This window comes from Bacillus sp. SIMBA_008 (assembly GCF_046535495.1).
Classification (GTDB): domain Bacteria; phylum Bacillota; class Bacilli; order Bacillales; family Bacillaceae; genus Bacillus; species Bacillus subtilis.
Genome location: NZ_JAWRWL010000663.1, coordinates 1 through 262, shown reverse-complemented (window position 1 = coordinate 262; position 262 = coordinate 1). Strand labels below are relative to the sequence as shown.

General features: G+C 65.6%; 1 protein-coding gene. It reads right to left on the bottom strand.

Annotation, left to right across the window (positions count from 1 at the left end; translation table 11 throughout):
* Positions 1-18 precede the first annotated feature (18 nt).
* A partial coding sequence (locus tag SB658_RS24875) for a family 1 glycosylhydrolase (protein WP_410603075.1) occupies positions 19-262 on the bottom strand: 244 nt, incomplete at its 5' end.

The following is a 262-nucleotide window of genomic DNA, read 5'->3' as shown; positions in this document are numbered from 1 at the left end:
ATTCGTCGTGAAACGCAATCAGTTCGCGTCCGCATCCTCGGCGAGCGCCCCGCCGAGGAAATCCGAGAACCAAAGCGCGCTACGCTTCGGCGTGCGCTTCTGGGTCTCATAGTCGACGTGCACCAGCCCGAAGCGGCGCGAGTATCCCCAGGACCACTCGAAGTTGTCCATGAGGCTCCACGCGAAGTATCCGCCGAGCGGCAGGCCGCGCCGCACCGCGACGGCGCACGCGTCGACATGCTGCTGCAGGTATTGGGTGCGC